Consider the following 738-nt stretch of genomic DNA (forward strand, 5'->3'; position numbering starts at 1 on the left):
GTCAAGGAGTACATCCTCGACATCGTGGCGGAAACGCGGAACTCGTCCGCACTCCGCTACGGCGGCTCACCCCGCGCCACGCTCGCGTTTCTCGCCGGCGGCAAGGCCCGAGCGGCGATCCGCGGTCGGTCGTACGTGATTCCGGACGACGTCAAGGCGCTCGCGGAGCCGGTGCTCGTCCACCGGGTGATCCGGACCACGGACGCGGAGCTCTCGGACCGCACCGTGACCGAGATCATTCAAGCGGCGGTCGATGGCGTCTCGCCGCCGAGCGCGGACGCGTCGTTCACCGAGACGGGCGATCGGCAGCCACAGGCCGCCGACGGCGGGCCCGTAGTAGACGACCAACAGTCGGATATCGACGATTGAGGTCGGCAGATCCGACCTGCTATGTCGAGGCGCTCGCTTCGTCGCGACGTTCCGGCTCCGTGTCGGTCCCCGTTGTCCCGTCAGCCGAGCGGGACCAGTTCGAATCGTACCGACAGGTGACCGTCAGCGGGTCGTCACGGACCTCAACGCGGACCGTCGCGTCGAGGGTTCGAGCCAGTCCCACGGCCAAGAACGACGGGATCGGGTGGTCGATACCGGTCGGGTCGCCGAGACCCGCACCGGCGATCTCGAACGTGACGCGGTTCGTCTCGGTGTCGACGTCGTGATCGACGCCGTCGGCGAGTTCGAACAGCTCGACGAGCGCGTCGGCGAGCACCGGCGCGACAGCGTGCGGCGTCGCCTCGACCG

General features: G+C 68.8%; 1 protein-coding gene and 1 pseudogene. One reads left to right on the forward strand and one right to left on the reverse strand.

What is annotated here, in order from left to right; translation table 11 throughout:
- A partial coding sequence (locus tag DVK07_RS20150; RefSeq protein WP_394338901.1) for a MoxR family ATPase occupies positions 1 to 369 on the forward strand: 369 nt, incomplete at its 5' end.
- Positions 370 to 388: 19 nt separating this feature from the next.
- On the opposite strand, the pseudogene DVK07_RS20155 reads toward DVK07_RS20150, so the two are convergent.
- Positions 389 to 738: pseudogene (locus tag DVK07_RS20155) on the reverse strand (hypothetical protein); the annotation flags it as partial.

Origin of the sequence: Halorubrum sp. Atlit-26R, from assembly GCF_003666015.1 — an archaeon.
Lineage (GTDB): Archaea > Halobacteriota > Halobacteria > Halobacteriales > Haloferacaceae > Halorubrum.